The sequence below is a fragment of the Methyloceanibacter caenitepidi genome, assembly GCF_000828475.1.
Lineage (GTDB): Bacteria > Pseudomonadota > Alphaproteobacteria > Rhizobiales > Methyloligellaceae > Methyloceanibacter > Methyloceanibacter caenitepidi.
Genome location: NZ_AP014648.1, coordinates 2,354,809 through 2,378,712, shown reverse-complemented (window position 1 = coordinate 2,378,712; position 23,904 = coordinate 2,354,809). Strand labels below are relative to the sequence as shown.

The window sequence follows — 23,904 nt, the reverse complement described above, 5'->3', positions numbered from 1 at the left end:
GATACGATGCCGAAACGCGTTTTGATTGGGACCGTGGTGAGCGACAAGAACGACAAGACCGTTGTGGTCAAGGTCGAGCGCCGCTTCACGCATCCCCTGTTCCACAAAGTGGTCCGCCGCACGAAGAATTACCACGCTCACGACGAGAACAACGAGTTCAAGGTCGGCGAGAAGGTGTGGATCGAAGAGTGCGCGCCGATGTCGAAGCAAAAATGTTGGGTGGTTTTGCCGCGCGAGCAGGCAGCCAGCTAAGGCGAATAACGAAGGGCCTCGTTGAAGGCCTGAATAAGGGCGAATGCCATGATTCAGATGCAGACCAATCTCGATGTCGCCGATAACTCGGGTGCAAAGCGCGTGCAGTGCATCAAGGTGCTCGGCGGTTCGAAGCGGAAATACGCGTCGATCGGTGACACCATCGTGGTCAGCGTCAAGGAAGCAATTCCGCGCGGCCGTGTGAAGAAGGGCCAGGTCATGAAGGCCGTCATCGTGCGTACCGCCACGGGCGTGCGCCGCCAGGACGGTTCGCTGATCCGGTTCGACCGCAATGCGGCGGTTTTGGTCAATGCGCAAGGCGAGCCGGTGGGTACGCGTATCTTCGGCCCCGTCACGCGCGAGTTGCGGGCGAAGAAGCACATGAAGATCGTGTCGCTCGCGCCGGAGGTTCTGTGATCATGGCAGGCTTGAAGATCAAGAAGGGCGACCACGTTGTGGTGCTCACGGGCAAGGACAAGGGCAAGAAGGGCGAAGTCCTGAAGGTCTTGCCGTCCGAGAACCGTGCGGTGGTGCAGGGCGTGGCACAGGTGCGCAAGCACCAGCGCCAGACCGCATCCCAGGAGGGGGGCATTATCACCAAGGAAGCCCCGATCCACATTTCGAATCTCGCGCTTGAGGATCCCAAGGATGGGCAGCCCACGCGCGTCGGCTACAAATTTTTGAAGGACGGACGCAAGGTGCGTTTCGCAAAGCGTTCGGGCGAGGTCATCGATGGCTGAGCAGGCATATACACCGCGGTTGAAGCAGCAGTACAACGACGTCATCAAGGGCGAACTCGAGAAGGAGTTCGCGTTCAAGAACGTCATGCAGATTCCCCGCCTCGAGAAGGTGGTGTTGAACATCGGCGTCGGCGAGGCGGTGAACGACTCGAAGAAGGTCAAGTCCGCGGCCAACGACCTCGGGTTGATCGCGGGCCAGCGGCCTGTGATCACGAAGGCGCGCAAGTCGATCGCCGGCTTCAAGCTGCGCGAGGGCATGCCCGTCGGTGTGAAAGTAACGCTGCGTAAGAACCGGATGTACGAGTTCCTCGATCGGCTTGTGAACGTCGCGCTGCCGCGCGTTCGCGACTTCCGTGGGCTCAATCCGAAGAGTTTCGATGGGCGCGGCAATTATTCGATGGGCCTGAAAGAGCACATCGTTTTCCCCGAGATCGACTACGACAAGGTGGAAGACGTGCTCGGCATGGACATCATCGTGTGCACGACAGCGGATAACGACGACGAGGCACGCGCGCTTTTGAAGGGTTTGAACTTTCCGTTCCGTAGCTAAGCACGGGCTGGCTGCGACAGGAGGACTGAATGGCTAAGACGAGCATGATCGAGCGGGACAAGAAGCGCCGCCGCCTTGCTAAAAAATACGAGGCGCGTCGGGCACGGCTGAAGGCCATTGCCAAGGACGAGTCGCTTCCGGCTGAAGAGCGCTTCGCGGCGCGGCTGAAGCTGGCGGAGATTCCGCGCAATGCCTCGCCGACACGTATTCACAACCGTTGCGATCTCACCGGGCGGCCGCGCGGGTACTACCGCAAGCTTCGCATGTCGCGCATTGCGTTGCGCGATCTTGCAAGCAACGGGCTGATCCCCGGCATGGTTAAGTCGAGCTGGTAAGGACTTCGATGAGCATCAACGATCCTCTTGGCGATATGCTGACCCGCATCCGCAATGCGCAGATGCGGCGCAAGACGAAGGTCTCAACGCCAACCTCCAAGCTGCGCGAGCGCGTGCTCGAGGTGCTGGCCGACGAGGGCTATATCCGTGGCTATGCGCGCGTCGACTACGACGGCGGCAAGTCTGAGTTCGAGATCGAGCTCAAGTACTTCGACGGCGAGCCGGTGATCAAAGACATCAAGCGGGTGTCGACACCGGGCCGGCGTGTGTACTCCTCGGTTAAGAATCTCCCGACCGTTGCGAATGGTCTGGGTGTGTCAATTCTTTCGACGCCGAAGGGCGTCATGTCGGATTCGCAGGCGCGTAACGAGAATGTCGGCGGCGAGATTCTCTGCAGCGTATTTTAGCGGAGCCAGTTGAAGCGAAGGTTTGATCAATGTCGCGCATCGGCAAGAAACCAGTTCCGATCCCCAGTGGCGTAACCGCCTCGGTGGACGGTCAGGAAATCAAGGTCAAAGGACCTAAGGGCGAGCTCAGCCACGTGCTGGTCGACCAGGTCATCGCCAAGATGGGCGATGACGGGATCGAGATCGGCATGGTCGAGGACAACAAGGACTCGCGGGCTATGTGGGGCATGTCGCGTACGATCGTGTCGAACCTCGTCACGGGCGTGACGGAAGGTTTCTCGAAGACGCTCGAGATCAACGGCGTTGGCTACCGTGCCGCGATGAAGGGCCAGGCCCTCCAGCTGCAGCTCGGCTTCAGCCATGACGTCGATTTCGAGATTCCGAAGGGGATCGAAATCAGCTGCCCGAAGCCGACCGAGATTGTCGTGAGCGGCATCGACAAGCAGCTGGTCGGCCAGGTGGCCGCGGAGATCCGCCGTTACCGTCCGCCGGAGCCCTACAAGGGCAAGGGCGTGAAGTACGCCGGCGAGTACATTTTCCGTAAGGAAGGCAAGAAGAAGTAGCGGGATTGAAGATGGGTACGTTGAACAACAGCACTGTGCGGCGTGCGCGCCGGGTGCGGCATTCGCTGAAGCGGGCGGCCAATGGACGTGCGCGTCTGTCGGTGTTCCGTTCCTCGAAGCATATTTATGCGCAGGTGATCGACGACCGTGCGGGCAAGACGCTCGCATTCGCGTCGAGCCTCGATAAGGATCTCAAGGGCGCGCTGCCCAAGGGGAGCGATACGGCGGCGGCAGAAGCCGTTGGCAAGCTCGTTGCCGAGCGCGCTGTGAAGGCCGGTGTCAAGGATGTGATCTTTGACCGCGGCTCGTACATCTATCATGGGCGCATCAAGGCGCTCGCAGACGCGGCCCGCGAGGCGGGTCTCAACTTTTAGGGAATTCGGAAAGGATCGACCGTGGCACGAGGCCCGCAAGGTAGAGACCGCGATCGCGACGATCGCGACAGCGAATTCGTCGACAAGCTGGTTCACATCAACCGCGTCGCCAAGGTGGTGAAGGGCGGACGCCGGTTTGGTTTTGCTGCGCTGGTCGTTGTCGGCGACCAGAAGGGCCGGGTCGGTTTCGGCCACGGCAAGGCGCGCGAAGTGCCGGAGGCAATCCGCAAGGCGACGGAATCGGCAAAGCGCAACCTGGTCAAGGTGCCCTTGCGCGAAGGCCGGACGCTGCACCACGACGTGCGCGGACAGCACGGCGCGGGCAAGGTGATCCTGCGCGCGGCGCCTCCCGGTACCGGCATCATCGCCGGCGGCCCAATGCGTGCCGTGTTCGAGACGCTTGGCATCCAGGACGTGGTTGCGAAGTCGCTTGGCAGCTCGAACCCCTACAACATGGTGCGCGCCACGTTCGATGCGCTGCGCCATGAGGACAGCCCCCGCGGCGTGGCCGCGCGGCGCGGGAAGAAGGTAAGCGAAATCGTGTCGCGCCGCCGTGATCAGGCGGGCGATGGTGCCGAGGCGCAAGCCTAAAGGCGCATAGACAAGGTTGAAGGAAGATGGCCGAGAATAAGAAGACAATCGTCGTGGAGCAGATCGGAAGCCCGATCCGGCGGCCCGGCGTGCAGCGCGCGACCCTTATCGGGCTCGGCCTGAACAAGATGCACAAGCGGCGGACGCTGGTCGACAGCCCCGAAGTGCGCGGCATGGTGGCTAAGGTGAGCCACCTGGTGCGTATCGTCGAGGACGAGGCCGGAGCTTAAGGGTAGATAAGATGCGACTGAACGATCTTCGCGACCTTCCCGGCGCGACAACGTCGAAGAAGCGTGTGGGACGCGGTATCGGCTCTGGCCTGGGCAAGACGTCCGGTCATGGCCAGAAGGGCCAGAAATCGCGCTCGGGCGTAGCCATCAAGGGCTTTGAGGGCGGCCAGATGCCGATCCACATGCGCCTGCCGAAGCGCGGCTTCAACAACAAGTTCGCCAAGCACTTCAACGAGGTGAATGTCGGCCGTATCCAGACGGCGATCGACGACAAGAAGCTTGACGCCTCCAAGCCGGTCACGGTTCAGGCGCTGGTCGATGCCGGCGTCGTCCGCCGCGCACGCGACGGCGTGCGTCTGCTCGGCCGGGGCGAGCTCAAATCGAAAGTGTCGTTCGAGGTCACCGGGGCGTCGAGTGGTGCGGTCAAGGCTGTCGAGGCGGCCGGCGGCACCGTGACGATCACGGAGATGCCGCAGCGTCAGGCCAAGCCGGAAGGCGAGGGCGCGCCGAAGAAAACCGCCAAGAAGGCGGCCACGAAGAAAGCCGCTCCCAAGAAGGCGGCTGCCAAGAAATCCGCAGCGAAGAACGACACGTCCGAGTAGGGCGGGCCGGGACGAGGCAGGGCGGCTGGTTTGTAGGCCCGTCCAGCCGGCCCGGAGAAGGGAAGAGCGCTAATGGCATCTGCCGCAGAACAGCTCGCGTCGAACTTGAACTTCGCCGCCTTTGCGAAGGCCGACGAACTCAAGAAGCGCATCATGTTCACGCTGGTCGCGCTCGTGATCTACCGGCTCGGAACCTATATTCCGATTCCGGGCATCAATCCTCAGGCGCTTGCGGACGTCTTCAAGCAGCAGCAGTCCGGCATCTTGGGCATGTTCAACATGTTCTCCGGCGGCGCTGTCGGGCGCATGGCGATTTTCGCGCTCAACATCATGCCGTACATTTCGGCATCGATTATCATTCAGCTTCTGACGACGGTCTCGCCGACGCTTGAGCAGCTCAAGAAGGAAGGCGAGCAGGGCCGCCGTCAGATCAATCAGTATACCCGCTACGGCACGGTTCTTTTGGCCGCGCTTCAAGGCTACGGCATCGCCGTTGGCCTCGAAGGCGCCGGTAACATCGTCACCGATCCGGGCTGGTTCTTCCGCATTACGACCGTCATCACCCTGGTGGGTGGTACCGTCTTCCTGATGTGGCTCGGCGAGCAGATCACGGCGCGCGGCGTCGGTAACGGCATCTCGCTGATCATCTATGCCGGTATCGTCGCGGGACTGCCGGCAGCGCTGATCGGAACGCTGGAACTTGGCAAGCAAGGCGCCTTGTCCACGGGGCTGATCCTCGCCCTGTTCATCGTGGCGACTGCGGTCATCGGCTTCATCGTCTTCATGGAGCGCGCCCAGCGGCGATTGTTGGTGCAGTATCCGAAGCGACAAGTCGGCAACAAGATGTTCCAGGGCGATGCCTCGCATCTCCCCCTAAAGCTGAATACCGCCGGCGTGATTCCGCCGATCTTCGCCTCGTCGCTGCTGCTGCTGCCGATCACGGTCGCAAATTTCTCGGCCGGGCAGGGCCCCGAGTGGTTGACCTCTGTGACGGCCATGCTGGGCCGCGGGCAGCCGCTCTACATCCTGATCTACGTCTCGCTGATCATCTTCTTCGCCTTTTTCTACACGGCGGTTGTGTTCAACCCCAAGGAGACGGCGGATAACCTCAAGAAGTATGGCGGCTTCCTTCCGGGCATCCGTCCCGGCGAGCGCACGGCCGAGTATATCGACTACGTGCTGACCCGGATTACGGTCGTCGGTGCGATCTATCTGGCCGCCGTCTGCGTCCTTCCTGAAATTCTCATCGCCGAATGGGGCGTTCCGTTCTACTTCGGCGGCACCTCGCTCCTCATCGTTGTGAGCGTGACCATGGATACCGTGGCTCAAATCCAGAGCCACCTTCTGGCCCACCAGTACGAGGGGCTGATCAAGAAGGCCAAGCTGAGGGGACGGCGTCGATGAACTTGGTGATGCTGGGCGCGCCGGGTGCAGGCAAGGGAACGCAGGCGAAGCGGCTCGAGGACATGCGGGGTTTGGTGCAGCTCTCGACGGGCGACATGCTGCGCGCCGCGGTCGCGGCCGGGACCAAACTCGGTCAGCAGGCCGGCGACATCATGGAGCGCGGCGAATTGGTGCCGGACGAGCTCGTCATCGGCCTGATTTCCGAGCGGATGGATCAGGAGGAAGGCGGCGCCGGGTTTATCCTTGACGGCTTTCCGCGCACGATCGGCCAAGCCGAGGCCCTGGACTCGCTTCTGAAGTCCCGCGGGGACCAAGTGGACCGGGTCGTGGTGATCGACGTGGACGACGATGCGCTCGTCGGCCGGATCACAGGCCGGTACACCTGCGCCAGCTGCGGCGAGGGCTACCACACGCTTTTCAAGAAGCCCAAGGAAGAGGGCGTCTGCGACCGGTGCGGCGGAACGGAGTTCAAGCGCCGCAAGGACGATACGGAAGAAGTCGTTCGGGAGCGGCTGAAGGCATATCACGACCAGACAGAGCCGCTGGTCGGCTATTACACGGCACAAGGTAAGGTCAGAACCGTCGATGGTATGGCCGATATTGCTACGGTTCAGAAGGAGATAGATCAGGCGCTGGACGGAGAATAGGCCCAAAACTAGGTTTTTCCGGGCTTACGGCCAGTTGACCTTGTCAAGCGGAATCGCTACATAGACGCGTTCCATGGCTTGATGGACTGACCGGACCCGGGGGCGATGCCTGTCCGCGGTCGGTTTTGTTGTGTTTCAATAGGCTAAATTGGTTTAATTTCAGCACGTTAGCGCGTGCTGTGTGAGGAGGCGACGACGTGGCCCGAATTGCAGGCGTGAACATTCCGACCAACAAGCGGGTCGAGATCGCGCTGACCTATATCCATGGGATTGGCGATGCTTTTGCCAAGGAGATCTGTGAGAAGGTTTCCATTCCGTCCGAGCGGCGGGTGAACGAACTCACCGAATCCGAGGTGATCCAGATTCGTGAGACCATCGACCGCGACTACGTGGTCGAGGGCGACCTTCGGCGCGAAGTGTCGATGAATATCAAGCGCCTCATGGACTTGGGCTGCTATCGCGGCCTGCGGCACCGGCGCGGTCTGCCGGTTCGCGGTCAGCGGACGCACACCAACGCGCGCACGCGCAAGGGGCCGGCGAAGCCGATCGCAGGCAAGAAGAAGTAGAGACCTTACGAACGCGCGGCCAAGCACCTTTGCGATGCTTTTGCCGCGACTCAGTGGAATTCGCGGGAATAGAGCATGGCCAAGGAAAAAGCACGGGTACGCCGCCGGGAACGGAAGAACATCACGTCCGGCGTGGCCCATGTGCATGCAAGCTTCAATAATACCATGATCACCATCACCGACGCTCAAGGGAACGCGATTTCCTGGTCTTCGGCTGGTGCCATGGGCTTCAAGGGATCGCGGAAGTCGACCCCTTATGCGGCACAGGTCGCCGCGGAGGACGCCGGTAAGAAGGCGACCGAGCACGGCATGAAGAACCTCGAGATCGAGGTGCGCGGTCCGGGGTCGGGCCGTGAGTCCGCTCTGCGTGCGCTTCAGGCGGCGGGCTTCAACATCATCTCCATTCGCGATGTGACGCCGATCCCGCACAACGGTTGCCGGCCGCGCAAGCGCCGCCGCGTCTAAGACGAAAAGGCAAGCTGACGCACGATGCTGGACGAAGACATTCGTATTCCGGAGCCTCAGGCTCCAAACAACGATCAAGAAAGGGCGACACCGGTGCTGCAAAAGAACTGGCAAGATCTCATCAAGCCCACCAAGCTCAACGTCACCCCCGGCCGCGATCCGGCACGGTATGCGACTGTTGTCGCCGAGCCGCTCGAGCGCGGCTTCGGCCTGACGCTCGGCAATGCGCTGCGTCGTGTGCTCCTGTCTTCGCTTCAGGGTGCGGCCATCACGTCCGTCCATATCGATGGCGTGTTGCACGAGTTCTCGTCCATTCCGGGCGTGCGTGAGGACGTGACCAACATCGTCCTCAACATCAAGGAAATCGCGGTCAACCAGCATTCCGAAGGCGTGAAGCGCATGGTGCTTCAGAAGGAAGGCCCCGGCATTGCGACGGCTGGCGACATTCAGGGCGGTTCCGATGTCGAGATCCTGAACCCGGAGCACGTCATCTGCACGCTCGATGAAGGCGCCGCTATCCACATGGAGTTCACCTCCGCGTCCGGCAAGGGCTATGTGCCGGCCGAGCGGAACCGCCCGGACGATGCGCCGATCGGCTTCATTCCCGTGGACTCGCTGTTCAGCCCGGTGCGCAAGGTCTCCTACCGGGTCGAGAACACTCGCGAGGGGCAGATCCTCGACTACGACAAGCTCACCATGAATATCGAGACGGACGGTTCGGTTCGCCCCGAAGACACGATCGCGCTCGCGGCGCGTATCATTCAGGATCAGCTCTCGGTCTTCGTGAACTTCGAAGAGCCGAAGAAGGAGCAGACGTTCCAGCAGCAGCCGGAGCTGGTGTTCAACGCCGCGCTGCTCAAGAAGGTCGACGAGCTGGAACTGTCGGTCCGTTCGGCCAACTGCCTGAAGAACGACAACATCGTTTACATCGGCGACCTTATCCAGAAGACGGAAGCAGAGATGCTGCGGACACCGAACTTCGGCCGCAAGTCGCTGAACGAGATCAAGGAGGTCCTGGCCTCCATGGGCCTGCATCTGGGCATGGACGTGCCGGATTGGCCGCCGGAGAACATCGAAGAGCTTGCTAAGCGCTTCGAGGATCATTACTAGCCGCCAGGCCGTTCGAAAGGGCGGCCTGACGAGCTTCGAAAGAGGAAAAGTCAATGCGACACCGCAAGGCAGGCCGGAAGCTGAACCGGACATCGACGCATCGCAGTTCGTTGTTCGCCAATATGGCGGCCGCGCTCATTAAGCATGAGCAGATCGTGACGACCTTGCCGAAGGCGAAGGAACTGCGCCGCGTGGCCGATCAGCTCATCACGCTGGCCAAGCGTGGCGATCTTCACGCCCGCCGTCTGGCTTTCGCGCGCATTCGCGACGAGGACCAGGTGGCGAAGCTGTTCGAGACGCTTGGGCCGCGCTACGCGGAGCGTCCGGGCGGATACACCCGCGTTCTCAAGGCCGGGTTCCGGTACGGCGATTCCGCGCCGATGGCCGTGATCGAGCTGGTGGATCGCGACGAGGATGCACGCGGTCAGGATTCCGGTCCCACGCAGGACCAGGACGAAGAAGGCGAGTCTGCCGCCGCATAAGAGCCGGTCAAGGCTTCACGCACACGATCTTCGGCTTTAGCCGCAAAAGAAAAAGGCGCACCGCTTGGCGGTGCGCCTTTTCTGTTTCTTCCATGGCTCATAGTTCTGGGCCATGGGCGGCAGCATGATCTGCTCGGGGCTATTGCGCCGCGCCGGCTTTCTTTCCGATGCCCTCGATTCCCGCGTCGAAAATTCCGCTGATGACTTCGACAGCCTTGGCCTCTTCCACGCCGTCGGCGGGATCAAACTCGGCTACCCAGACGACCTCGGCTATATCGTCCCCATCGTCCTCGCTCACTGTGAGCGTGGCGGCGTAGTTCTGCACGGGCAGGGGGCTCTCGATGATCTCGTAGCTATAGGTCGTGTCGCCCTTGTTGGTGAGCTTTTCCTTGATCTTGCCGCCATCGCCGAGAGTCAGAACGCGATAGGTGTCGCCGCCTTCTTCCATCTCGTCGCATTCCACGACGGCGGGGTGCCAATCCTTGATGGCGCAAAAATCGCCCACCACGGCCCAAACGTCGGCTGGCGTCCCTGTCGCTTGGCCGCTTTTCTTGACCTCTGCGGCGTGCGCTGCGGCGCTCAGGGCCACCGTGGCCGCCAAAGCGGCGAGACCTATTCTGACAATACGCATGCGTTTCTCTCCAATCGTTTGTTTATGCCGGTGAAGGCCTTCACCAGCGCGGCATCTTAGTTCAAAAAGGACCGGCGGCAACCGAGCCGTGCAGGCGTGGCGGTCGGCATTTGGCTGAGCCAATTCGCGGGCAATTCCGCTCCTTGTCGCCGCAAGAACGCCCGTTTTCTTTGGAAGACGGTTGATCTGTCTTGCACTCGCTAAGGTGTGCGTTCCATCTTCTTCAGATTCATTAGCAGAGCGAAAGATGACACGTTTGGACTTTTTGCTGCGAAGAATTGGCAATTTTGCCCTTGTCACCGCGATGCTTTGCGTGGGGCCGCTCTGCACGGCTTCCGCGCAGGACGAGGTGGTGACCAAGGTCGTTCCCAAGAGCGCGGCAGCGGTTCAGCAGTCCTTTGCGCCCGTGGTGAAGCGGGCGGCGCCAGCCGTTGTCAACGTCTATGTCCGCCACAGGGTCAAGCAAACGGTTTCCCCGCTTTTCAACGACCCGTTCTTCCGGCGCTTCTTTGGTCCGCAGTTCGGGACGCCGCAGGAGCGCATCCAAAACTCGCTCGGGTCGGGTGTCTTGGTCAGCACCGATGGTGTGGTGGTGACCAATTATCACGTCATCCGCGGCGGGGAGGAGTCGGAGATCACCGTGGCCCTGAACGATGGCCGTGAGTTCCCAGCAAAGATCCTGCTCAAGGACGACCAGACGGATTTGGCCGTGCTGCGCCTGGACGGCGACGGTGCCAAGTTCCCGGCGGTCCAGTTCGCCAACTCCGACGGTCTCGAGGTGGGCGACCTTGTGCTCGCCATCGGCGATCCCTTCGGCGTGGGCCAGACTGTGACGAGCGGCATCGTGTCGGCGCTGGCGCGCACCAAGGTTGGCATTTCCGACTATCAGTTCTTCATCCAGACGGATGCCGCCATCAACCCCGGTAATTCGGGCGGCGCGCTTGTCGATATGGACGGGCGCCTTGTCGGCATCAACACGGCCATCTTTTCGAAGAGTGGCGGGTCGCACGGGATCGGATTCGCGATTCCTTCCAACATGGTGCGGGTGGTCGTTCAATCGGCGCTCAAAGGCGGCAAGGTGCAACGGCCCTGGCTCGGCGCTTCTCTGCAGGCGCTCACGTCCGACCTTGCAGAGTCGCTCGGTCTCGATCGCCCGGCGGGCGCCATGGTCACGCGGGTGCACGAGAAGGGGCCCGCCAAGAGCGCCGGGCTTCAGGTCGGCGACGTGATCGTGAGCTTCGACGGCAGGGACATTCAGGATCCGGAAGCGCTCCAGTACCGCTTCGTCACCAAGGGCGTCGGTAATACCGTCGAGCTTGGTTTGTATCGTGACGGCAAGCGTTTCCGCACGACCATCGCGACCGTCGCGCCCATCGAGGACCCGCCGCGCGACGAGCGCGAGGTAACTGGCGCGAACCCGTTCGCGGGCAGTAGCGTGGCCAATCTGTCTCCGGCGGTGAGCGCCGAGCTGGGGCTCGACGACGTGGCCGACAAGGGCGTGGTGGTGACGAAGGTCGAGCGCCGGTCGAATGCGGGGCGCCTGGGTTTGCGGCCCGGCGACATGATCGTCGGTGTGAACGAGCAGGAGGTCGAGTCCGTCAAGCAACTGAGCGTTCTCCTCCAGATCCGGACGGATCGGTGGAGGCTCGCCATCGAGCGCGGCGGCAAAGTGTTCGATCTCACGGTGCGGGGCTGAGCGATGGCCAGGGGCACGGGAAAGGGAGCGGCAACTCTGTTCGAGGCGGCGGGCCTCGCCGACACCGCGCCGCGCCCACTGGCCGACCGGTTGCGCCCGCAGACGCTGGACGAAGTCATTGGCCAGGATCATCTCCTGGGCGAGGGGCTCCTCGGCCGCATGGTGGGGGCAGGGCGCCTGACCTCGGTGATCTTCTGGGGTCCGCCAGGCACCGGAAAGACCACCGTCGCCCGGCTTCTCGCCGAAGTGACCGACCTTCATTTCGAGCAACTTTCGGCAATCCAATCCGGGGTCGCGGATTTGCGCAAGGTCTTCGACGCGGCCAAGGCCAAACGCGAGGCCGGGCGCGGCACGCTGCTCTTCATCGACGAGATTCATCGCTTCAACCGCTCGCAGCAAGATGCCTTCCTGCCCCATATGGAGGACGGCACGATCGTGCTGGTCGGCGCGACCACGGAGAATCCTTCCTTCGAGCTGAACTCGGCGCTCCTGTCCCGGGCGAGCGTCTTGACCTTCAAGCGGCTGGACGAGGCGGCGCTCGAGGCTTTGATACAGCGGGCCGAGGCCCATGAGGGGCGGAAGCTGCCGCTCGACGACGAGGCCCGGGCAACCTTGATCTCCATGGCCGATGGCGACGGGCGCGGGCTTATCAACTTGGTCGAGGACGTCTTTCTATCCGTTCCTCCGGGGTCCAAGACGGTCGTCGACCCCGAGGGGCTCGGCCGGCTCGTTCAGCGGCGCGCTCCGATCTACGACAAAGGTCAAGACGGCCACTACAACCTCATCAGCGCGCTGCATAAATCGGTGCGTGGCTCCGACCCGGACGCAGCTCTGTATTGGCTCGCGCGCATGTTCGCCGGCGGCGAGGATCCGCTCTATATCGCCCGGCGTCTCGTGCGCATGGCCGTCGAAGACATCGGCATGGCGGATCCTGCCGCGCTGCTGCAGGCGAACGCGGCGAAGGACGCCTATGACTTCCTGGGATCTCCCGAGGGGGAACTCGCTCTGGCACAAGCGACCGTCTATCTTGCGACCGCGCCGAAATCGAACGCCGCCTACATGGCCTTCAAGGCCTCGGCACGCGTGGCGCAGGAGAGCGGGTCGCTGCTGCCGCCGAAGCACATTCTTAACGCCCCGACCAAGCTCATGGAGCAGGAAGGCTATGGGGAGGGCTACACCTACGATCATAACGAGGCGGAAGGCTTTTCCGGGCAGGACTATTTCCCGGAGCAGATGGAGCGGCAGCACTTCTACGCGCCGACAGACCGCGGCTATGAGGCCGAGGTCAGGGCGTGGCTGGAGCGCTGGGCGGAGATCCGGGCGAAACGGGCCGGGGAGGCTTAGGTGAGCACACTTTTGAGCGTGGCCGCGGGCGGCGCGATCGGCGCTTCGGCACGCTATCTACTCGGCCTCGGCATGGTGCGGCTCGTGGGCTTCAGCTTTCCCTGGGGGACGCTCATGGCCAACGTCCTCGGATGCTTCTTGATGGGCGTTCTGATCGAACTCATGGCGCTCCGCTGGACGGTGCACCAGGATCTCCGCGCGTTCCTCGCGCTCGGCGTTCTGGGCGGTTTCACGACCTTCTCGTCCTTCTCGGCGGATTTCGCCAATCTGGTCGTCCGTCACGACTATCTGAACGCGGGGTTGTACTTCTTTGCTTCGGTTTTCATTTCCGTCGCCGCGCTGTTCGCGGGGCTGGCTCTCGTGCGTGCGCTCTGACCATGGCTCCTGTCGAGACACGTAACGTCACGGACGAGGAAGACGGAATGCGCCTGGACCGCTGGTTCAAGGCCCATTTCGCGCAAGTTCCCCATGGACGCCTCGAGAAGCTGTTGCGGACGGGTCAGGTGCGGGTCGACGGCGGCCGGGTCAAGGCGAACACACGTCTCGAGGCGGGCCAGAGCGTGCGCGTGCCGCCGCTGCCCGACGCCCCGCCGCCGCCTGGGGCGGCGAAACCTCTCTCCAAGTCGGACCGAGCGTTCCTGAAGTCCATCACGCTCTACGAGGACGACGACCTGCTAATCCTCAACAAGCCGGCGGGTCTCGCCGTCCAGGGAGGCACGAAGACCGCACAACACATCGACCGCCTTCTCGAGGGGATGGGCGACAGCCCGCAGACGCGGCCGCGCCTCGTACACCGTCTCGATCGCGACACCTCCGGGGTCTTGGTGGTGGCCAAGAAGCGCAGCGTCGCCGCCAAGCTCGGCAAGGCCTTTCAGACCCGCTCCGTGCGGAAGATCTATTGGGCCCTGGTGCATGGCGTACCGAAGCCGCCACAAGGAAAAATCGACGCGGCGCTAGTCAAAGCCACGACCCCGGACGGCGACCGGGTGCGGAAGGCGCGCCCCGGCGAGCAGGATAAGGCCCAGTCCGCCGTGACCCATTACGCGGTGATCGACCGCGCCGCGCGGCAGGTGGCGCTCATGTCGCTCAAGCCCGTCACGGGGCGCCAGCATCAGCTGCGCGCCCATATGGCCATCCTCGGCCATCCCATTCTGGGCGATACAAAATATCCGAGCGAGATCGAACTGCCCGAAGGCATCGAACGGCGCTTGCATCTGCATGCGCGGCGGATCAGCTTTCCGCATCCGAGCGGCGAGGGCGTCGTCGACGTTACCGCCCCGCTGCCACCCCATATGGAGACCGCTTTTGCCGCCTTCGGGTTCTCGCCCAAGGGCGGCGACACGGACGAGGACGACGAGATGTGCGGCATCTCGTGCGGCTAGGCGCGGTTCTGTCTGAACCGTTGGGTGATAGTGTGAGCAATCAGCAGAACGACAAAGATAAGACCGCTGGCAAGACCGTTGCCGCCGGCTTCGAACGCCCAAGTCTCCCCAAACGCTTCTACAAAGACGTGACGGTTTCGGAGGAGGATGGTCGCGCGGGTATCTTCCTTGACGGTCGGCCTGTGCGCACCCCAGGCAAGGCTGCGCTGGCCGTGCCGAGCGCCGCCTTGGCTGAGGCCATCGCGGACGAATGGCGGGGGCAAGGGGAGAGGATCGATCCGCATACGATGCCGCTGACCAAGCTCGTCAACTCGGCCATCGACGGGGTCGTCGGCCAGGAGGCGGCGGTGGTCGACGACATCGTGGCCCATGCGGGCTCGGATTTGCTGTGCTACCGGGCGAGCGGGCCCGAGGGGCTTCTCGCCCTCCAAGCTGAGGCGTGGGACCCGGTGCTCGCCTGGGCCGCTGGGGCCTTGGGCGCGCCGCTCAGCCTCGCCGAGGGCGTCATACATGTGCCCCAGCCGGAGACCTCGCTCGCGGCTCTGCGGGCCGAGATCGAGCCCCTGGACGCCCTCAAGCTGGCCGCGCTGCACGTGATGACGACCCTGACCGGGTCGGCGCTCCTGCCTCTCGCGGTGGCCCGGGGAGAACTCTCGCCGGACGCGGCCTGGGACGCTGCGCACGTCGACGAGGACTGGCAGATCAGCCGGTGGGGCGAGGACGCGGAGGCCAAACAGCGCCGCAAGAACCGCAAGGCTGACTTCGATGCGGCCGCCAGAGTGCTGGCACTTTCCTGATTCCTTTGAATCGGTTGGAGGACGGTCTTTCGAAAGAGAGTCAGGACCTTCCCAGACCGGGTGAACTTTCGATACGCGGGCGCGGCCTTCCCCATTTGCCTCGCTTTCCCGCCATGCTATGGACCTTGGCAAAAGTGTCATGCTGACGTGCGGCTGTGGTCTGAAGCGGCCGCTGGGGGAGTTCTCGAAATGAAAGAAGTCATCGAAGAGCTGGAAATTCGCCGTGCCAAGGCTCGCATGGGCGGCGGCGAGAAGCGTATCGACGCCCAGCACAAGCGCGGCAAGCTGACCGCGCGGGAACGGCTTCAACTCCTTCTCGACGACAACTCCTTCGAAGAGTTCGACATGTATGTGGAGCACCGCTGTGCCGATTTCGGCATGGCGGACACGAAGGTTCCGGGCGACGGCGTGGTGACCGGCTGGGGCACGATCAACGGCCGCGTGGTCTATGTGATTGCCAAGGATTTCACTGTGTTCGGCGGCTCGCTGTCCGAAGCCCACGCGAACAAGATGATCAAGGTTCAGGACATGGCGCTGCGCAACCGTGCGCCGGTCATCGGCCTGTTCGACGCCGGCGGCGCACGCATTCAGGAAGGCGTTGCGGCGCTCGGCGGCTACGGCGAGGTGTTTCTGCGCAACGTCCAGGCCTCAGGCGTTATTCCCCAGATCAGCGTCATCATGGGGCCGTGCGCGGGCGGCGACGTCTATTCGCCAGCCATGACCGATTTCATCTTCATGGTGCGCGACACCTCTTACATGTTCGTCACGGGTCCCGACGTCGTGAAGACCGTGACCAAGGAAGAGGTGACCGCCGAGCAGCTTGGGGGCGCTTCCGTTCACACCACAAAGTCCTCCATCGCCGACGGGGCTTACGACAACGACGTCGAGGCTCTGCTCCAGATGCGCCGGCTCATGGACTTCCTGCCGACGTCGAACCTTTCCGGCGTGCCGGAGCTCCCGACCCGCGATCCGTGGGACCGCGAGGACACATCGCTCAACACGCTCATCCCCGACAATCCGAACAAGCCCTACGACATCAAGGAACTGATCCACAAAGTCGTGGACGAGGGCGATTTCTTCGAGGTCCAGGAGACCTTCGCCCGGAACATCGTTATCGGCTTCGCCCGCATGGAAGGGCGCACGGTCGGAATCGTCGCCAACCAGCCCATGGTGCTGGCGGGCGTGCTCGACAGCGACGCCTCCCGCAAGGCGGCGCGCTTCGTCCGCTTCTGCGATTGCTTCTCGATCCCGATCGTGACCTTCGTGGACGTGCCGGGCTTCCTGCCGGGCACCGACCAGGAATATGGCGGCCTCATTAAGCACGGCGCGAAGCTGCTCTTCGCCTTCACCGAGGCGACCGTGCCGAAGATCACCGTCATCACCCGCAAGGCCTATGGCGGCGCTTACGACGTCATGAGTTCCAAGCACATCCGAGGCGATCTGAACTATGCCTGGCCGTCGGCCGAGATCGCCGTGATGGGCGCCAAGGGCGCGGCGGAGATCCTCTACCGGTCAGAGCTCGGCGATCCTGAGAAAATCCAAAAGCGCATCGACCAGTATCAGGCGCGTTTCGCCAATCCGTTCGTCGCCGCCGAGCGCGGCTATATCGACGAGGTGATCATGCCCCAGGGCACGCGCATGCGTATCTGCCGGGGGCTGCAGATGCTGCGCAACAAGCACATCGAAAACCCCTGGAAGAAGCACGACAACATTCCGCTTTAGGGATTTTCCTCATTCCCTAAATCTCGCTTGGGTCGAAGCGGCAGCGTAACGGATAGGCGGTGCCGGGCAGGGTGCCTTGGCATTCGGGCATGTGCCAGCCGATGGTGCGGCCGTCGGCATCGACGATCGCCGTGGGGCAGCCGATCTTGACGATGAGCCAGTTCCGGTGAGAAGCCTCCCATTCCGGCGCGTAGTTCATAGCGACTTCCGCACAGCTGCCATGTTCGGCGAGGTTCGGCTGCATCGGGCGCAGCCAAAGGTTCGTCATGGCTGCTGCGTCAGTCACTGTTTCCACGACCCGCATGCACTCCATCGGCAGGAGCCAGTCAGGCTCGGTGACTGCAGGCGCGGACAGATTGGCGTCGCGCGACTGCGCCTCCACGCGGCATGCTATGATGGCGAGTTTCGATGGCGGTTCGGGTTCGCCCCGTTCGCTCATCGCCGTTTCGTGGAACCAGCCGGTTTGCTCCGGAGCGGTGCCGGCGACCGGCGCCGCGGACATTACGGCCCCGATCTCGACCGCGGCCGCCATCGTGCTGAAGCCGAGGGCCGCGACGGTGAGCGTCGCGGCGATGATAGCCCGGAGAAGATTTCCCATCAGTGATCCATACATGGCCGGTCCTTTCTTTCCTGCCTCGATCGCTGGCCCGCGTTAGTCCGGCTGCAGATTGCCGACCGCGTCGACGATGATCTCGAACCCATGCGAAAGGGCCGGTGCGAGCACACGCCCGTTGTGGGTGAGTTGCATTTCCGCGCCCTGACGATGCATCAGCTTGCAGCCCAGCACGCGTTCAAGCACGCGGAGGCGATGACTGACGGCCGAGGGCGTGACGTTCAGTTCCTCGGCGGCCTTCTTCAGCGACATGTGCCGCGCCACGACCTCGAAGGTCCGCAAGCCGTTCAGGGGGACCGCGCCGATCGATCTTTTCGGGATCCACTCATTCATCGTGTTTCAAAGTCCTCACAACTTTCGACTGATGCAATTGAAAATCAGAGACGGCCTTCACGCCACACAAGATTTCGTGATGTGCAAAACAATTTGCACTACGTTAAAAATACGGAGCTGACATTTTATCGCTGGTGAAATTGGAGGCGAGGCGATGGAAACGGCCGCCGAAACGCTCGGTCTGGAGCGATACAAGATCGGTCCGAAGATCCGTCGGCTGCGCAAGTCGAAGGACTTGAGCCTGGTGCGCCTTGGCGACCACACCGGCATGTCGGCGGGCCTGATATCCAAGATCGAGACCGGCCAACTGGTGCCAACGCTGCCGACGCTGATGCGGATTGCTACCGTTTTCGGGGTGGGACTGGAGCATTTCTTCGAGGATGACGCAAAGCGCCCCAAGGCCACCGTCGTCCGCCGCGCCGATCGGCTCCGGCTCCCGAATCGTACGGACGGCGCGGCACCGACCTATTGGTTCGAGTCCCTCGACTTTCCGGTCACCGACCGGCGTATGGATGCCTATCTCGCGACATTCGAGCCGGGCGCGGAAGCCACGGCGCCGCACCGGCATACGGGCGGCGAGCTCATCTATGTGGTTCGAGGGAGGCTCCTGCTGTCGTTCGAGAACGAGGCGGTCGAACTCCACGAAGGCGACTCGACCTATTTCGATCCGAGCTTTCCGCACAGCTACAGCCAGACGGGAAAGCTGTCCTGTCGCGCCGTGGTGGTGGTGACCGGCCCGAAATGACCATCCGGCGTCCGTAGTGCTGCGACTAGCGCCGGTTTCATTCCCTCAATTCAACGTCGAGACGAATGCGATCCAGGCATAGGTGATGACGACGGACGCGAGGGTGATCGGCAGCACGCCGGAGGTAAACTGCCAGAACGTGAAAGGCGTCTTGCCGAAGCGCTCCGCCTGCTGAACGACGATCACGTTGCTCGCCGCGCTGATGATGAAGAGGTTGCCGGCAAGGGTGGAAATGCCGGCCAGCATCATCAGTTCGGGGATCTCCCAGTCGTGCACGAGATGCAGATATATCTCGACGACCGGTACGTTGGAGAAGATCTGGCTGGCCCAGAAACTCCCGAGCGCGATCACAGGCAGTTCGCCGAGGTCGGCTTGCCGTTCGCCGAGCATGGCTTGCAGCGAGCCGGATTGCAGCAGCGAGCCTGTCACGATGAACATGGCCACGAAGAAGGCGAGGGTGGCCCAGTCCAGCTCCTTGACGACGGCCAGGCGATTGGGGCTGAACAGAAAAACGGGTGCGCATGCGACGAGGCTCGCGATTCCGAAGGGGATCCGCTGGGTGTGCCCCAAGCCTTGCATCACGCTGTCGGCCACGATCAGCACGACTAGGAGCCCCACGGCGAGATAAGCGGGCCAGGCGCTGCCGTTGTCGGACGGCTCCGGCAGGTCGTGGAGGTCGAAGTTGGTGCCGTCGTTTCCGCGCGAGATCAGAAAGCGCGACCATAGATAGACCACGACCAGCGAAAGCGCGGTCGGCACGGTCAGCCACAGCAGGAACGTCGTCACCGGATTGGCAAGACCGCCGCGGGTTGCGATCAAAATGTTTTGCGGGTTGCCGACGGGGCTGAACATGCTGCCGACCGTCACGGTGGCGCAGAGGGCGATGAGAAGCGGCCCCGCGGGCAGGCGTAAGGCCCGTGCGAGCATCAGGACGATGGGCGTGCCGATGATAGCTGACGCATCGTTGGTCAGCACGGCCGAGCAGATCGTCGTTGCCACGGTCACCACGGCCAGCGCCGCGCCGTGCGACGTCATGGCGGCGATACGCCGTCCGATCAGATGGGACACGCCCGCGTCATAAAGGGCGGCCCCGATGGCGAAGACCCCGAACAGGTAGGCGATGACGTTCCAATCGATCGCCGTCCAGGCCTCGGCCGGAGATATCTCTCCCAGAACGAGTAGAACGCTCGCGCCAGCGACCATGATGTGCCAGATGCGCACGGACGGCGGCAGCCATTGCCGAACCGCGATGAGGAGGAAGATCAGGCAAGAGACGATCAGGCTGGTCGTGATCATGGCCTCTAGTCTTCGTGGTCCTGACTTCGCGTTTTTGAAGACGACGGCGCCCGGCACCGGGATGGGGCGTTGCGAGGTTTAGCATCGATTGTCGCCAGGCGTTACTCGGACCGGCCGTCGCTGGCGCTTTAACAAATCTCCGCGCAAGTGTTGCGTCCCGGCCATTGTTGCGGCGCGGAAACTCGGTTACCAAGTGGCCCTCCACTTGGGAATGGCTTCAGGGGATTCGAAGATGCGGCTTTTGGCTCGCCATGTCGGCGTGTGTGGGATGCTTTTGGCCGGCGCGGCGGTGCTGGCGGTTCCAGCCGGCGCGGCGATCAGTCTTTCGGTGGCGCTCAAGAACTATTACGCCGAGTACGAAATCGTCGAGCAATGCGCGCGGCACGCGCAATTGACGAAAGAGGATGTCGACACGGCCGGCACCGCGCTGGTGGCCATCGAGAAATACTATCTCGGCCGCGATCACGACCTCAACACGGCGCATCTCAGGCGGCAGGCGGTCGCCGACAAGAACGACAGCTTCAAGATCCTGGAACGCAGCGGCGAGTCGGGCGTACGCCCCTATTGCCAGATGTCGCTGAACGAGCTTGTGCGGAAGGCCAAGGAAGTCGGCGAGCCCGCGAGCGCCGATTAGCACACGCCTATTGCGGTTCCGCGCCGCCGCCAAGATCTCCGCCAAGGGCGGTCTGCTTCAGATACATGATCGAAGTGCGGCGCCGCCCGGCTTGCGAGTACGCAAAGGACACGATGGCTGCGCCCAGCTCGCGTGCGGCATCGTTCGACAATCCTGCGGCTTGCAGGTGAAACCGCGCGCCGGGCGGTACGGACGTGCCGGACACGGCCATTCCCTCGGGCCCCTCGACACGCAGGCTCAGCCTGACATCGTTGAGACCGGCGGGTGTTGCCGCCGAATCGGGCTTCAGCGTCGCCTGAATATCGTCCAGCGGTTGGGTCGAGACATTCCTACCCGTGAGAAGCACACCCTCCATGCCTGCGGGCGCGCGAGCGCCTGCGAGCCATTTCACCGGGGTGCTTGGATTGTCGGGAAGCGATCCGGTAACGGGCGCGGTGTCGTCTGACGGCGCGGTGACGATGCGGTAGGAGGGCGCGTCGGCGGCAGGGGTTTGCGCCGCTTCGTCGCGCGGCTGCATCATCGAACGGACCGTGGGCATCGGGGCTTGCGGTACTGTCTGCGGCGCCTGCGTCTGAGGCGTGGCCGGTGCGGTCCCAGCGGCGTCCTCGCCCACCCGGATGTGGACTTCGGGTGCTCTTTGATCTTGCGCCTCGAACCAGCCTGCAGGATCGAGCCAGTCCACTGCCGCGAAGACCCAATCGGTTGGAGCGAACCAACTCAGATCGAGCCAATTGCCGTCATCCGGATTTCGTGCGTCCGCTGCAAGCGGTGTGGGCGGCGCGGATGGCGCGGCTGTGCTTTCGGCGGCAGCGCGCTGCCGGCCCTCGGCGAAAGACGCCGCGGTGCTGGTCGCGGCAAAAGCAAGATCCCGCATGCCGGCCTTGAAGAACACCGGCGATTGTGCGGCCAGCGCGTTGAAAAACGGGCCGGCGGTTCCGGCATTGGCGATGAAGGCGACGCCGGCGACGAGCAGGACAGACAAGGTCGACGATGCCAGCGAGACCCATGTGCCGGGGCCGCCATAGGAGGCCGCGAAGAGAAGCAGAAGCACGATGACGGCAAGGAGGAGATACACCTTGTGTCCTGGTCGGTGAGGGGCTCGTGATTTGGAATCGATGATGGTTGCGAACCGTGGCACGAGTTCGGCGCTCTTGTCCGCAAAAAACCGCTTGTATTGGCCCGTCGCAGGCTGAGGGAACGCCCGCGACGTCAGCGGCAACACCATTCATCGGCGGTTCATGCGGCCTATGGAAGGATGGCGTCGATTATCGCAGGGGTACAGAGCAAAAAGGAGTATTGCCTATGTCTGGGAGACTTCTCCCTACACTTGTGTTTGGCGCAACGCTTGCCGCGTTCGCTTCATCGGCCATGGCCTATTCAAGCACGGTCCAGGGCGCCTGCCGAAACGACTACAAGCGTTTCTGTTCCGCGCATGCCATCGACGATCCGGGCTTGCGCTTTTGCATGGACAAGGCCGGGAAAAGCCTATCGCGGAGCTGCGTGGTCGCTTTGATCAATTCCGGCGAGGTCACCAAGACCCGTGCGACCCAGCGTTGGGGCCATTCGTTCGAGTAACCGCACGCTGAGGGCCTGTCGATCCAAGAGACAATGAAAAATGCCCGCCCTCTTTGCTTGGGCGGGCATCGTCACGTCCGATCGAGCGTTGGGCTAGCGCCGACTATTCGTTGTCGTCGTCGTACCCAGCCGCTTTGCCGCGCCGTATGGGCGCGATATCGAGCTTGTCTGGCCCTTCAACGGTGATCGTGCCGACCATGCCGCGTTCCATCAGGCCGCGCGGCCCGAAATTGTAGGTGCCGGGACGGACTGCGACGAAGAACAGTTCCACCTCACCGCCATCTTCGAATTCGAGCTCGTCGAAGGTCACGGCCTTTATCTCTACTTCGGGCTCGCCGACTTCGATCTTCCGGATCCAGATGTTCCGGACGAACTCGGGCATGACCAGTGCGTACTCGTTCAGGTCCGAGGCCTTGATCTTCCAGCGATAGCCCTGACCGGACTTCAGCGTGTATTCGGTCGGGGTCATCTTGCTGGAGTCGCCATCGACACCAAGCTGCAGCGGTTCCAGACGCGTCAGGCCATGGACCGCCGGGTCGAGAATCATCTTGGCCTGTCCTCCGGTCTCGGCTGCAAGGGACGCGGTGGTCAGGCCCGTCTGACCCACGGATAGGGCAAAGGCGGCAAGGATAAGTGCTCGTAGCATGTGTGTTTCTTCCCTAGTTTGATCTCGTGGAACCCGGTTGCGGGCACCGGATGTTAGACCTTGATGTTATGCGTTCTTGGCCCTTGGGCATAAGTGACCATTGGCATAGTGCCTTACCAACTTTTGCTCAAGCGCTGCCAAACTGGAACCAGCCGGGCCCAACGCCGTTATGATTGTGGTCTAGCGCCAGAAATGGGCACTTTTCGTGCCACCGTGACTCACCCATTATGTTGGGTGCCATGAGCAAGACACAAACCATCGTCATGAGACGTTAAGGTTTCAGTGCTGCGTTTTAGAGATGCGTTCGTTCTGGGGGGCCGGAGCGAACTGGGTTTTTCCTGGGAGTTTTCCTGGGGCGCCGGGGGATTTACGGTGATCGATCTGTATAAAATCTTGGGTATCAAGCGGACCGCGCCGCGCAAGGACATCCACAAGGCCTACCGAAAGAAAGCCAAGACGGCACACCCGGACGTCGGCGGCTCGGTCGAAGCCTTCAACCAGCTAGTCGTGGCCTATTCCGTGCTGTCAGACGAAGACCGCCGGGCCCATTACGACAAGACGGGCGAGGTGGAACTCGCGCAGCCTGACAATCGCGACGGCGGGGCTATCGAAATCATCGCCGAGAAGCTCGGGCTCATCATTCACGCCGAGCAGGACCTGGCCACATTGGATGTCGGCGCCCTGATCGAACAAGCGATCAAGGACGACATCGCCGCCCGCAAGGCGAGCGTTGCCCACCAGCAGCGCGCCGGCGAACGGCTCGCCCGGCTGCGCGCGCGGGCCAAGCGGAAGGAGGACGGCGAGGGCGATCTGGTGGCGCGGGTGCTCGATTGGCACGAGGTTGCCATCCAGGGGCAGATCAAGAAGAACGAGGGCCTGATCGGGCACCTCGAGCGGGCGCTGGTGCTCCTCGAAGACTACTCGTTTGCCGACGAGACGGCCGCTTCGGCTCCATCCGAGGAGGTCGTCGAGGCGCTCAACGACATCCTGGTTTCGCTCGACGAATTGGCGGCGATTCTGAACACGAGCCCGTCCCGGGCAGAGGCCATGCCGAAAGAGGCCGAGCCGACCGCATTCGGTTAGGTGCCATAGGCCGCCGCTTCAAGTGGCGGCTCATGCCGCTTCTCCAGTCGACACATTGAGGCAAGTTCCAAAAGTGCGGCGTTGCGCGC

At 62.7% G+C, this 23,904-nt stretch carries 33 protein-coding genes; 27 read left to right on the top strand and 6 right to left on the bottom strand.

The window, feature by feature from the left end:
* Positions 1 to 6: 6 nt before the first annotated feature.
* From rpsQ to rplQ, 17 genes are all read left to right on the top strand, one after another.
* Complete coding sequence (rpsQ, locus tag GL4_RS11130; RefSeq protein WP_045367545.1) at positions 7 to 252, top strand: 30S ribosomal protein S17; 246 nt, start codon at positions 7 to 9, stop codon at positions 250 to 252.
* A 48-nt stretch (positions 253 to 300) separates the two neighbouring features.
* Positions 301 to 669 carry a 50S ribosomal protein L14 gene (rplN, locus tag GL4_RS11125; protein ID WP_045367542.1) on the top strand — a complete coding sequence of 123 codons (369 nt, stop codon included), beginning with the start codon at positions 301 to 303 and terminating at the stop codon, positions 667 to 669.
* 2 nt (positions 670 to 671) lie between these two features.
* Positions 672 to 992 (top strand): 50S ribosomal protein L24, encoded by a 321-nt coding sequence (gene rplX / locus GL4_RS11120; protein WP_045367540.1) that lies wholly within the window; start codon positions 672 to 674, stop codon positions 990 to 992.
* Positions 985 to 1,542 carry a 50S ribosomal protein L5 gene (gene rplE / locus GL4_RS11115; protein WP_045367538.1) on the top strand — a complete coding sequence of 186 codons (558 nt, stop codon included), beginning with the start codon at positions 985 to 987 and terminating at the stop codon, positions 1,540 to 1,542. The genes rplX and rplE overlap by 8 nt, the downstream gene beginning before the upstream one ends.
* A gap of 29 nt (positions 1,543 to 1,571) precedes the next feature.
* Positions 1,572 to 1,877 carry a 30S ribosomal protein S14 gene (rpsN, locus tag GL4_RS11110; protein WP_045367537.1) on the top strand — a complete coding sequence of 102 codons (306 nt, stop codon included), beginning with the start codon at positions 1,572 to 1,574 and terminating at the stop codon, positions 1,875 to 1,877.
* 8 nt (positions 1,878 to 1,885) lie between these two features.
* Entirely contained in the window at positions 1,886 to 2,284 is a 399-nt protein-coding gene (rpsH, locus tag GL4_RS11105; RefSeq protein WP_045367535.1) for a 30S ribosomal protein S8, read from the top strand.
* A 29-nt stretch (positions 2,285 to 2,313) separates the two neighbouring features.
* A complete protein-coding gene (gene rplF, locus GL4_RS11100) occupies positions 2,314 to 2,847 on the top strand; it encodes a 50S ribosomal protein L6 (protein WP_045367533.1) in 534 nt (177 codons plus the stop codon).
* Positions 2,848 to 2,858: 11 nt separating this feature from the next.
* Complete coding sequence (gene rplR, locus GL4_RS11095) at positions 2,859 to 3,221, top strand: 50S ribosomal protein L18 (RefSeq protein WP_045367531.1); 363 nt, start codon at positions 2,859 to 2,861, stop codon at positions 3,219 to 3,221.
* Positions 3,222 to 3,242: 21 nt separating this feature from the next.
* On the top strand, positions 3,243 to 3,812 hold the full coding sequence (gene rpsE, locus GL4_RS11090; protein ID WP_045367529.1) for a 30S ribosomal protein S5: 570 nt from the start codon (positions 3,243 to 3,245) through the stop codon (positions 3,810 to 3,812).
* Between the two features lie 26 nt (positions 3,813 to 3,838).
* Complete coding sequence (rpmD, locus tag GL4_RS11085) at positions 3,839 to 4,042, top strand: 50S ribosomal protein L30 (RefSeq protein WP_045367527.1); 204 nt, start codon at positions 3,839 to 3,841, stop codon at positions 4,040 to 4,042.
* Positions 4,043 to 4,053: 11 nt separating this feature from the next.
* Positions 4,054 to 4,644: a 50S ribosomal protein L15 gene (gene rplO / locus GL4_RS11080; RefSeq protein ID WP_045367525.1), complete on the top strand. Its 591-nt coding sequence runs from the start codon at positions 4,054 to 4,056 to the stop codon at positions 4,642 to 4,644.
* 72 nt (positions 4,645 to 4,716) lie between these two features.
* Entirely contained in the window at positions 4,717 to 6,048 is a 1,332-nt protein-coding gene (secY, locus tag GL4_RS11075) for a preprotein translocase subunit SecY (RefSeq protein ID WP_045367524.1), read from the top strand.
* Complete coding sequence (locus tag GL4_RS11070; RefSeq protein WP_045367523.1) at positions 6,045 to 6,695, top strand: adenylate kinase; 651 nt, start codon at positions 6,045 to 6,047, stop codon at positions 6,693 to 6,695. Before secY ends, GL4_RS11070 begins: the two co-directional genes overlap by 4 nt.
* Before the next feature lie 197 nt (positions 6,696 to 6,892).
* Positions 6,893 to 7,261, top strand: a complete 369-nt coding sequence (rpsM, locus tag GL4_RS11065) for a 30S ribosomal protein S13 (RefSeq protein ID WP_045367521.1) — start codon at positions 6,893 to 6,895, stop codon at positions 7,259 to 7,261.
* A 75-nt stretch (positions 7,262 to 7,336) separates the two neighbouring features.
* On the top strand, positions 7,337 to 7,726 hold the full coding sequence (gene rpsK, locus GL4_RS11060; RefSeq protein WP_045367520.1) for a 30S ribosomal protein S11: 390 nt from the start codon (positions 7,337 to 7,339) through the stop codon (positions 7,724 to 7,726).
* 93 nt (positions 7,727 to 7,819) lie between these two features.
* Positions 7,820 to 8,836, top strand: coding sequence for a DNA-directed RNA polymerase subunit alpha (locus tag GL4_RS11055; RefSeq protein WP_045369997.1), 1,017 nt, complete (start codon positions 7,820 to 7,822; stop codon positions 8,834 to 8,836).
* A gap of 53 nt (positions 8,837 to 8,889) precedes the next feature.
* Complete coding sequence (rplQ, locus tag GL4_RS11050) at positions 8,890 to 9,318, top strand: 50S ribosomal protein L17 (protein WP_045367517.1); 429 nt, start codon at positions 8,890 to 8,892, stop codon at positions 9,316 to 9,318.
* 139 nt (positions 9,319 to 9,457) lie between these two features.
* Here the strand turns inward: rplQ and GL4_RS11045 are convergent, their stop codons facing one another.
* The gene (locus tag GL4_RS11045) at positions 9,458 to 9,949 is read right to left on the bottom strand and encodes an SRPBCC family protein (RefSeq protein WP_045367514.1); all 492 of its coding nucleotides are present in this window, start codon (positions 9,947 to 9,949) and stop codon (positions 9,458 to 9,460) included.
* Between the two features lie 247 nt (positions 9,950 to 10,196).
* Between GL4_RS11045 and GL4_RS11040 the strand changes: the two genes are divergently transcribed.
* From GL4_RS11040 to GL4_RS11015, 6 genes are all read left to right on the top strand, one after another.
* Positions 10,197 to 11,645, top strand: a complete 1,449-nt coding sequence (locus tag GL4_RS11040; RefSeq protein WP_045367511.1) for a DegQ family serine endoprotease — start codon at positions 10,197 to 10,199, stop codon at positions 11,643 to 11,645.
* Between the two features lie 3 nt (positions 11,646 to 11,648).
* The gene (locus GL4_RS11035; protein ID WP_045367508.1) at positions 11,649 to 12,989 is read left to right on the top strand and encodes a replication-associated recombination protein A; all 1,341 of its coding nucleotides are present in this window, start codon (positions 11,649 to 11,651) and stop codon (positions 12,987 to 12,989) included.
* Positions 12,990 to 13,364 (top strand): fluoride efflux transporter CrcB, encoded by a 375-nt coding sequence (gene crcB, locus GL4_RS11030; RefSeq protein ID WP_045367506.1) that lies wholly within the window; start codon positions 12,990 to 12,992, stop codon positions 13,362 to 13,364. It abuts the gene before it with no gap.
* A 2-nt stretch (positions 13,365 to 13,366) separates the two neighbouring features.
* Positions 13,367 to 14,371, top strand: coding sequence for an RluA family pseudouridine synthase (locus tag GL4_RS11025; protein ID WP_045367503.1), 1,005 nt, complete (start codon positions 13,367 to 13,369; stop codon positions 14,369 to 14,371).
* Between the two features lie 32 nt (positions 14,372 to 14,403).
* Positions 14,404 to 15,168: an ATP12 family chaperone protein gene (locus GL4_RS11020; protein WP_045367501.1), complete on the top strand. Its 765-nt coding sequence runs from the start codon at positions 14,404 to 14,406 to the stop codon at positions 15,166 to 15,168.
* 189 nt (positions 15,169 to 15,357) lie between these two features.
* A complete protein-coding gene (locus tag GL4_RS11015) occupies positions 15,358 to 16,890 on the top strand; it encodes an acyl-CoA carboxylase subunit beta (RefSeq protein ID WP_045367498.1) in 1,533 nt (510 codons plus the stop codon).
* A 16-nt stretch (positions 16,891 to 16,906) separates the two neighbouring features.
* Here GL4_RS11015 and GL4_RS11010 read toward each other — a convergent pair whose 3' ends face one another.
* Positions 16,907 to 17,488: a hypothetical protein gene (locus GL4_RS11010; protein ID WP_208430883.1), complete on the bottom strand. Its 582-nt coding sequence runs from the start codon at positions 17,486 to 17,488 to the stop codon at positions 16,907 to 16,909.
* A 54-nt stretch (positions 17,489 to 17,542) separates the two neighbouring features.
* Entirely contained in the window at positions 17,543 to 17,836 is a 294-nt protein-coding gene (locus tag GL4_RS11005; RefSeq protein ID WP_045367492.1) for a LysR family transcriptional regulator, read from the bottom strand.
* Between the two features lie 154 nt (positions 17,837 to 17,990).
* Between GL4_RS11005 and GL4_RS11000 the strand changes: the two genes are divergently transcribed.
* Positions 17,991 to 18,581 (top strand): helix-turn-helix domain-containing protein, encoded by a 591-nt coding sequence (locus GL4_RS11000; RefSeq protein WP_045367489.1) that lies wholly within the window; start codon positions 17,991 to 17,993, stop codon positions 18,579 to 18,581.
* A 45-nt stretch (positions 18,582 to 18,626) separates the two neighbouring features.
* On the opposite strand, the gene GL4_RS10995 is transcribed toward GL4_RS11000, so the two are convergent.
* Positions 18,627 to 19,877 carry an ArsB/NhaD family transporter gene (locus tag GL4_RS10995; RefSeq protein WP_197539039.1) on the bottom strand — a complete coding sequence of 417 codons (1,251 nt, stop codon included), beginning with the start codon at positions 19,875 to 19,877 and terminating at the stop codon, positions 18,627 to 18,629.
* Between the two features lie 232 nt (positions 19,878 to 20,109).
* On the opposite strand from GL4_RS10995, the gene GL4_RS10990 reads away from it, so the two are divergent.
* Positions 20,110 to 20,511 (top strand): hypothetical protein, encoded by a 402-nt coding sequence (locus GL4_RS10990; RefSeq protein WP_156137526.1) that lies wholly within the window; start codon positions 20,110 to 20,112, stop codon positions 20,509 to 20,511.
* Positions 20,512 to 20,518: 7 nt separating this feature from the next.
* On the opposite strand, the gene GL4_RS10985 is transcribed toward GL4_RS10990, so the two are convergent.
* Complete coding sequence (locus GL4_RS10985) at positions 20,519 to 21,586, bottom strand: hypothetical protein (RefSeq protein WP_156137524.1); 1,068 nt, start codon at positions 21,584 to 21,586, stop codon at positions 20,519 to 20,521.
* Between the two features lie 227 nt (positions 21,587 to 21,813).
* On the opposite strand from GL4_RS10985, the gene GL4_RS10980 reads away from it, so the two are divergent.
* On the top strand, positions 21,814 to 22,086 hold the full coding sequence (locus GL4_RS10980) for a hypothetical protein (RefSeq protein ID WP_045367484.1): 273 nt from the start codon (positions 21,814 to 21,816) through the stop codon (positions 22,084 to 22,086).
* 103 nt (positions 22,087 to 22,189) lie between these two features.
* On the opposite strand, the gene GL4_RS16795 is transcribed toward GL4_RS10980, so the two are convergent.
* Positions 22,190 to 22,732 carry a cupredoxin domain-containing protein gene (locus GL4_RS16795; RefSeq protein WP_156137523.1) on the bottom strand — a complete coding sequence of 181 codons (543 nt, stop codon included), beginning with the start codon at positions 22,730 to 22,732 and terminating at the stop codon, positions 22,190 to 22,192.
* Between the two features lie 282 nt (positions 22,733 to 23,014).
* Between GL4_RS16795 and GL4_RS10970 the strand changes: the two genes are divergently transcribed.
* Positions 23,015 to 23,815 carry a J domain-containing protein gene (locus GL4_RS10970; RefSeq protein ID WP_082025628.1) on the top strand — a complete coding sequence of 267 codons (801 nt, stop codon included), beginning with the start codon at positions 23,015 to 23,017 and terminating at the stop codon, positions 23,813 to 23,815.
* Positions 23,816 to 23,904: the final 89 nt, after the last annotated feature.

Excerpts from the sequence above, each read along its gene's own strand:
- rpsQ (WP_045367545.1), top strand. The coding sequence starts at position 7 with ATGCCGAAACGCGTTTTGATTGGGACCGTGGTGAGCGACAAGAACGAC.
- rplN (WP_045367542.1), top strand. The coding sequence starts at position 301 with ATGATTCAGATGCAGACCAATCTCGATGTCGCCGATAACTCGGGTGCA.
- rplX (WP_045367540.1), top strand. The coding sequence starts at position 672 with ATGGCAGGCTTGAAGATCAAGAAGGGCGACCACGTTGTGGTGCTCACG.
- rplE (WP_045367538.1), top strand. The coding sequence starts at position 985 with ATGGCTGAGCAGGCATATACACCGCGGTTGAAGCAGCAGTACAACGAC.
- rpsN (WP_045367537.1), top strand. The coding sequence starts at position 1,572 with ATGGCTAAGACGAGCATGATCGAGCGGGACAAGAAGCGCCGCCGCCTT.
- rpsH (WP_045367535.1), top strand. The coding sequence starts at position 1,886 with ATGAGCATCAACGATCCTCTTGGCGATATGCTGACCCGCATCCGCAAT.
- rplF (WP_045367533.1), top strand. The coding sequence starts at position 2,314 with ATGTCGCGCATCGGCAAGAAACCAGTTCCGATCCCCAGTGGCGTAACC.
- rplR (WP_045367531.1), top strand. The coding sequence starts at position 2,859 with ATGGGTACGTTGAACAACAGCACTGTGCGGCGTGCGCGCCGGGTGCGG.
- rpmD (WP_045367527.1), top strand. The coding sequence starts at position 3,839 with ATGGCCGAGAATAAGAAGACAATCGTCGTGGAGCAGATCGGAAGCCCG.
- rplO (WP_045367525.1), top strand. The coding sequence starts at position 4,054 with ATGCGACTGAACGATCTTCGCGACCTTCCCGGCGCGACAACGTCGAAG.
- secY (WP_045367524.1), top strand. The coding sequence starts at position 4,717 with ATGGCATCTGCCGCAGAACAGCTCGCGTCGAACTTGAACTTCGCCGCC.
- GL4_RS11070 (WP_045367523.1), top strand. The coding sequence starts at position 6,045 with ATGAACTTGGTGATGCTGGGCGCGCCGGGTGCAGGCAAGGGAACGCAG.
- rpsK (WP_045367520.1), top strand. The coding sequence starts at position 7,337 with ATGGCCAAGGAAAAAGCACGGGTACGCCGCCGGGAACGGAAGAACATC.
- rplQ (WP_045367517.1), top strand. The coding sequence starts at position 8,890 with ATGCGACACCGCAAGGCAGGCCGGAAGCTGAACCGGACATCGACGCAT.
- GL4_RS11045 (WP_045367514.1), bottom strand. The coding sequence starts at position 9,949 with ATGCGTATTGTCAGAATAGGTCTCGCCGCTTTGGCGGCCACGGTGGCC.
- GL4_RS11040 (WP_045367511.1), top strand. The coding sequence starts at position 10,197 with ATGACACGTTTGGACTTTTTGCTGCGAAGAATTGGCAATTTTGCCCTT.
- GL4_RS11035 (WP_045367508.1), top strand. The coding sequence starts at position 11,649 with ATGGCCAGGGGCACGGGAAAGGGAGCGGCAACTCTGTTCGAGGCGGCG.
- GL4_RS11025 (WP_045367503.1), top strand. The coding sequence starts at position 13,367 with ATGGCTCCTGTCGAGACACGTAACGTCACGGACGAGGAAGACGGAATG.
- GL4_RS11015 (WP_045367498.1), top strand. The coding sequence starts at position 15,358 with ATGAAAGAAGTCATCGAAGAGCTGGAAATTCGCCGTGCCAAGGCTCGC.
- GL4_RS11010 (WP_208430883.1), bottom strand. The coding sequence starts at position 17,488 with ATGGGAAATCTTCTCCGGGCTATCATCGCCGCGACGCTCACCGTCGCG.
- GL4_RS11005 (WP_045367492.1), bottom strand. The coding sequence starts at position 17,836 with ATGAATGAGTGGATCCCGAAAAGATCGATCGGCGCGGTCCCCCTGAAC.
- GL4_RS11000 (WP_045367489.1), top strand. The coding sequence starts at position 17,991 with ATGGAAACGGCCGCCGAAACGCTCGGTCTGGAGCGATACAAGATCGGT.
- GL4_RS10995 (WP_197539039.1), bottom strand. The coding sequence starts at position 19,877 with ATGATCACGACCAGCCTGATCGTCTCTTGCCTGATCTTCCTCCTCATC.
- GL4_RS10990 (WP_156137526.1), top strand. The coding sequence starts at position 20,110 with ATGCGGCTTTTGGCTCGCCATGTCGGCGTGTGTGGGATGCTTTTGGCC.
- GL4_RS10980 (WP_045367484.1), top strand. The coding sequence starts at position 21,814 with ATGTCTGGGAGACTTCTCCCTACACTTGTGTTTGGCGCAACGCTTGCC.
- GL4_RS16795 (WP_156137523.1), bottom strand. The coding sequence starts at position 22,732 with ATGCTACGAGCACTTATCCTTGCCGCCTTTGCCCTATCCGTGGGTCAG.